Below are 5,257 nucleotides of genomic sequence, written 5' to 3'. Positions count from 1 at the left end.
CACGCCCGCCGGCCCGAGCGGCTCGGCCAGTGCACCGGGGGCGGCGTCGCGCTCCGGCAGGATGGGCGCATGACCCTCCCCACCCCCTCCGGCCGCTGGACGACGACGGCGCGGCCTGCCTTCGCCGTCGCCGCGGCCCTGTCCCTGGGCGGCAACCTGCTCTCACTGTGGATCGGCTCGTGGAAGTCCTCGGACCTGCCGGCCGACGCGGGCTACGCGGGCGTGCTCGAGGGCGGCTGGGAGCACATGCTCAACCAGCCCACGTACTTCACGTTCCTCTCGAACTTCCTGGTGGGGCTGACGTCCCTGCTGCTGGCGCTGCGCCTGCACCGGCCGGGCACGCTGTTCCGGGTGCTGCGGGTGACGGGGGTGGTGTGCATCGTGATCACGGGCGTGGTGTTCAACGTGCTGCTGCGGGACGCCGACCCGATGACCGCCGTCGAGCGGTTCAACGACACCCTGCAGCACATCGTCACGCCGATCCTCACCCCGGTGCTGTGGGCGGTCTTCGGGCCGCGGCGGCAGATCACGTGGCGGGTGGTGTGGTTGTCCACGCTCATCCCGCTCGCCTGGCTGGCGTTCACGCTGCTGCGCGGGCCGTGGCTGGACTGGTACCCGTACACGATCCTGGACGTCCCGCGGCTGGGCTACGACGGCGTCGCCGTCTACGTGGTGGCGATCCTCGTGTTCTTCGTGGCGGTCGCCGCCCTGCTGCGGGTGGCCGACGGCCTGCTGGCGCGGGCCGGCGTCGGGGTGGGGGCGGGCGCCGAGGCGGAGGCCCGGGTGGAGGCCCGTCCCTCCCCCTGACCCCGCCTCAGTCCGACGCCGCGCGGCCCACCTGCACCGCCCACGCGCGGACGAGCGCCTCGGCGACCTCCGGCTGGTCCAGGTGCACGTTGTGGCCGGCGGCGTCGAGCGCCGCGTAGGTGGCGCGCGGGTAATGCTCCAGGAGCGCGGCCTGGTCCCGGTAGCCGACGAGGTGGTCCTCCCGGCCGGTGAGGATCAGGGCGGGCCCCTCGAACGGCGGCGCGGCCTCCTCCGGCACGGCGTCCAGGACGTAGCGCGCGGACAGGCGCTTCAGCGCCTCCTCGTCCACGGCGCGGACGCCCGGCAGCGCGTGCTCGCGGAACCGCTCCCACGTGTCCCGCGTCAGCCGCGGGGACATCTCGAGGAACGGGGCGGCGTCGTCGGGGTCGAGGGTAGACATGAAGGCGTCGTCGCGCTCGCGCACCACCAGGTCGGTGCGGGTGCGCCGGTCCTCGTCCGGGTCGACGACGGGCGCGAGCAGCCCCAGCCCCAACACCTGCGCGCCGAACTCGGCCGCCACGTGCCGGGCGAGCAGGCCGCCGAGGGAGTTGCCGAGCACCGCGAACGGCCGCTCGCCGACCTCCGCGCGGATCCAGTCCACGAGCCAGGCGGCGAGCTCGGGGAGGCCGCCGTCGTCCTGGAGGGCCGAGGTCCGGCCGAAGCCCGGCAGGTCCACGTAGATCCGCTCGACCTCCCCGGCCTCGGCGAGGGCGTCGTCGAGCGGCAGCAGCAGCCGGTGGTCCACGCTGTTGCCGTGCACCGCGATCAGCGGGACGCCGGAGCCGCGGCGGACGACGTGGGGGTTCTCGGGGGTGTGCTCGGATGTGTGCTCGGTCATGGGTCCGAGCGTAGGGCTGAGCGCGCGGTGCCGCCCTCTCCCCGCCGCCCTCTCCTCGCCACCCTCTCCCCGCTGCCCCCTCCCCACCGCTTTGCGGGCCGAATGCGACGCTCCCGTGCCCGATTCAGGGGCTCATCCGTCGGATTCGGCCCACAAAGTGCTCGGCCGGGCCGCCCGGTGCCGGCCGGTCACCAGAGCAGCTGGTCCCCGCGGATCTGCGTCTGGAGTCCGTCGATGCGCCCGAGCACGGAGACCTGCAGCAGGGCCGGCCAGGCGTGCACCACGAGCCCCAGGGCCACCGCGACCACGCCCCAGACCAAATGCCCGACGGCCGCCAGCGCCACGCCCGCCACCGCGTGCAGACCCGCGGAGGCGGCGTGGCTGACGAGGGAGCCCACGGCGGCGGTGCGGATGCGCCGCAGGTCGGCCCGGCCGGTGATGCGGCGGCTGATGGCCGCGTTCCAGCCGACGGCGCCCAGCTGCCGGGAGAGCCAGTCGGTGCGGACCCGGCGGGCGAGATCGCGCCAGCGCGTGTCCCGCCTCCACGGCCGGTCCACGAGCTGCCGCGAGGGCTCCCCGTAGAACGGGCCGAACCCGAAGGTCCCCACCGTGAGCACGCCGACGAACAGCCCCGGCGCCGTCGGCGCCATCAGCACGAAGGCGGACATCAGGGCGGCGACGGTGAGGGCCAGACCGGCGAGCGAGCGGGGAGTCATCACCGCGGACGCTAGCGCACCGGGCCCGCACCCCGGGCGATCCCCTCGAGCCGCCGCACGTGCGCGGCCCACCGCTCGGCGTCCCAGCCGGGCAGGTTGTCCCCGGGGCCGCGCAGGCCGGCCTGCCCGTCGATCCCCTCGCGCAGGATGTCGGCGTGGCCGGCATGGCGGGCCGCGTCGAGGGCCACGTGGGAGAGGATCTGCGCCAGAGTCACCTCGGCCAGGTGCGCGGGCCACCAGGGGACCCGCCCCCGCGCGTCGAGGACGAGGGCCTCGATGGTCGCGTCCGCGTGCGCGAAGCATCGCCGCGCGTAGTCGAGGACGTCCTCGAGGGTCTCGTCCTCGGCGGCGAACAGGTCCGCGCCGTCCTCCTCGCCCACCCCCGGCGCGTCCCAGGGCAGGGGGATGCCGGCGGGGCGGCCGAAGACCTCGCCGAAGTACTCGAGCTCGCACGTGGCCGCGTGCTTGAGCAGGCCCAGCAGGTTGGTGCCGGTGGGGGTGCGGGGCAGGCGGACCTCCCGCTCGGGCAGGCCGTCCAGCTTCGCGAAGAGGGCGTCGCGCTGCCGGCGCAGCCCCTGATGGAGGATCTCCTTGTGGTCCATGGGGTGAGCCTGCCGGGATTCAGGCCGCGCGGACGGCCCTGGCCCGTGGCCCGACGTCGTCGCGGACGTCCGGCGCCCCGGGCCGCCGTCGTCGGTCCTCAGCCCTCCCGGCGCGGGACCACGGTGATGGCCCGGGTGTCCGGGGCGGTGTCCGCGACGTGGTCCATGGCCTCGTCCACGTCCCCGGTGCGCTCGTAGGCGGCGTGGATCTGTTCCCACAGGTGGGCGTTGCGGACGCCGATGGCGGCCGGGTCCAGGACGGGGTCCTGGCCGGCGCGGCGCTGGCGGTCGTAGTCCTTGAGCAGGCGGATGGCCACGGGGCTCAGGAGCACGAGCGCGAGGATGTTCACCCACGTGTACAGGCCCACACCGAAGTCCGCAAGGGACCACACGAACGCGGAGGTCTGCACGGAGCCGATGACCATGGAGGCGGCCAGCAGCAGGCGGGCGGCCGCGATGCAGATGCGCTGCGCCTTCTTGTTCGGGATCAGGTACGCGAGGTTCGTCTCGGCGTAGAACGCGAAGGACAGCAGCGTGGTGAAGGCGAACAGGAACACCGCCACGGCCACGAAGGACGGACCGAAGGACGGCAGGACGACGTCGATGCCGATCTGCACCCAGGCCGGGCCCTCCTCGACGCCGGGCAGATGCTCCACGATCGGGGGGCCCTCACCCGTGCCGAGCACGTTGAAGCTGTTGGTGGACAGGATCACCAGGCCGGTCATGGTGCACACGAACAGGGTGTCCACATAGGCGGAGAACGCCTGGGCCAGGCCCTGCTTCACCGGGTGGGAGACGTGGGCGGCGGCGGAGGCCTGGGCGCCCGAGCCGGTGCCGATCTCGGTGGAGTACACGGCGCGGCGCACGCCCCACGCGATGGCGGCGCCGAGCATGCCGGCGTAGACGGAGTCGGCGGCGAAGGCGCTGGTGAAGATCAGGGAGAACATGGCCGGGACCTCCTGCCACATCACCGCGACGACGACGAGCCCCACCAGGATGTACGCGCCGGCCATGAACGGGACCACGAGGCCCACCGTGCGGCCGAGGCGGTGCATGCCGCCGAACACGATCACGCAGAACAGCACGGCCATCCCGAGACCCACCCACAGCGGGTCCCAGCCCCACGCCTCGGTCGTGGCGGCGGTGACGGCGTTGGCCTGGATCTGCGGGCCGGTGAAGACCGTGGCGAACACGGTGGCCGCGGCGTAGGCGACCGCCAGCCACCGCCAGTTCCGGCCGAGCCCCTCGAGGATGTAGTACGCGGGCCCGCCGCGGTACTCGCCGCGGACCTTGTGCTTGTAGAGCTGTGCGAGCGAGCTCTCCACGAGCGCCACGGGGGCGCCGAGGATCGCCGTCACCCACATCCAGAACAGCGCGCCCGGGCCGCCCAGGTAGATCGCGGCCGCGACGCCCGCGATGTTGCCGACGCCGATGCGCCCACCCAGGGCCATGGCGAACGCCTGGAACGAGCTGATCCCCGCCGACGACGATCCTCCCCTGACCAGCTGGCCCACCATGTCCTTGAGCAGCCGCACCTGGGGAGCCGCCATGCGGATCGTGAAGTACAGGCCCAGGGCGAGGAGCCCGACGACCATGGGCAGGCTCCACATGATCGAGTTGGCGGCGGTGACGAACTGCTCCATGGTCACTTCCCAGGTCGTGGACAGGATCCGTGCACTCCATCACATTCGGGCCACCTCGGGCACCCCTGAGCCCCCGGGGGGTCTGCGCGGGACCGGCAGGGTCGGCCGGCCAGACACGCCGTGCCGTCCCCGCGCCGGCTCACCCCTGCCCCGCTCCCGCCTCCTCCCGCACCGTCATCGCCAGCTCGACGTGGCCGGCGTCCGGGTCCGCGAGGATCTGGCGGATCTCCGGCGCGGCGCCGGCATCCTCCACGTCGAACGCGTCCATCAGTCCCAGCAGGTCCGGATGGGGCAGCGCGCCGCCGGGGGCGTCGTCGAGCAGGTCGACCTCGCCCGCATCGGCCCGCACGTCCACGTACCGCTCCACGCGGCGCGGCAGCGCCCCGGTCACCACCTCGTGCCCGCCGACCCTGAGGCCCGTGGGAGCCGGGCCGCTCAGCGGGACGGCCAGGACGGTCTCCACGACGTCGGCGGTGCCCGGCACCGGACGCAGTGCCGTCCACGGCGGCCCGGCCGGTGCCGACCCCGCCTCCGCGAGCGCCTGGAACAGCGTCGCGAAGGCGTCGTTCGCGCGCTCGGTGGTCGCCTCCTCACCAGCCTCGTCCAGGGCCACCCGCTGCACGACGCCGGCCCACGGCGTCGGCCCGACCG

Annotated in this window: 5 protein-coding genes and 1 pseudogene; 1 reads left to right on the top strand and 5 read right to left on the bottom strand. The window is 74.1% G+C overall.

Going from position 1 to position 5,257, the window contains the following annotated elements; all coding sequences use genetic code 11:
• Positions 1–69: 69 nt before the first annotated feature.
• Positions 70–807, top strand: coding sequence for a Pr6Pr family membrane protein (locus tag HMPREF3105_RS08995; protein ID WP_020627044.1), 738 nt, complete (start codon positions 70–72; stop codon positions 805–807).
• A gap of 7 nt (positions 808–814) precedes the next feature.
• Here HMPREF3105_RS08995 and HMPREF3105_RS08990 read toward each other — a convergent pair whose 3' ends face one another.
• The 5 genes and pseudogenes from HMPREF3105_RS08990 to HMPREF3105_RS08970 form a co-directional block, all read right to left on the bottom strand.
• Complete coding sequence (locus tag HMPREF3105_RS08990) at positions 815–1,645, bottom strand: alpha/beta fold hydrolase (protein ID WP_020627045.1); 831 nt, start codon at positions 1,643–1,645, stop codon at positions 815–817.
• Between the two features lie 188 nt (positions 1,646–1,833).
• A complete protein-coding gene (locus tag HMPREF3105_RS08985; protein WP_020627046.1) occupies positions 1,834–2,361 on the bottom strand; it encodes a hypothetical protein in 528 nt (175 codons plus the stop codon).
• 11 nt (positions 2,362–2,372) lie between these two features.
• Positions 2,373–2,963, bottom strand: coding sequence for a DinB family protein (locus HMPREF3105_RS08980; protein ID WP_010079843.1), 591 nt, complete (start codon positions 2,961–2,963; stop codon positions 2,373–2,375).
• 98 nt (positions 2,964–3,061) lie between these two features.
• Positions 3,062–4,606 (bottom strand): alanine/glycine:cation symporter family protein, encoded by a 1,545-nt coding sequence (locus HMPREF3105_RS08975; RefSeq protein WP_043281416.1) that lies wholly within the window; start codon positions 4,604–4,606, stop codon positions 3,062–3,064.
• 139 nt (positions 4,607–4,745) lie between these two features.
• A pseudogene (locus HMPREF3105_RS08970) lies at positions 4,746–5,257 on the bottom strand (transcriptional regulator); the annotation flags it as partial.

The sequence above is a fragment of the Micrococcus sp. HMSC31B01 genome (genome assembly GCF_001816085.1).
Lineage (GTDB): Bacteria > Actinomycetota > Actinomycetes > Actinomycetales > Micrococcaceae > Micrococcus > Micrococcus luteus.
Note: the sequence above shows the minus strand (reverse complement) of the source record. Positions and strands in the feature narration are given on the sequence as shown.

Coding starts and splice junctions, on each gene's coding strand:
- HMPREF3105_RS08975 (WP_043281416.1), bottom strand. CDS start 4,606: ATGGAGCAGTTCGTCACCGCCGCCAACTCGATCATGTGGAGCCTGCCC.
- HMPREF3105_RS08980 (WP_010079843.1), bottom strand. CDS start 2,963: ATGGACCACAAGGAGATCCTCCATCAGGGGCTGCGCCGGCAGCGCGAC.
- HMPREF3105_RS08995 (WP_020627044.1), top strand. CDS start 70: ATGACCCTCCCCACCCCCTCCGGCCGCTGGACGACGACGGCGCGGCCT.
- HMPREF3105_RS08985 (WP_020627046.1), bottom strand. CDS start 2,361: ATGACTCCCCGCTCGCTCGCCGGTCTGGCCCTCACCGTCGCCGCCCTG.
- HMPREF3105_RS08990 (WP_020627045.1), bottom strand. CDS start 1,645: ATGACCGAGCACACATCCGAGCACACCCCCGAGAACCCCCACGTCGTC.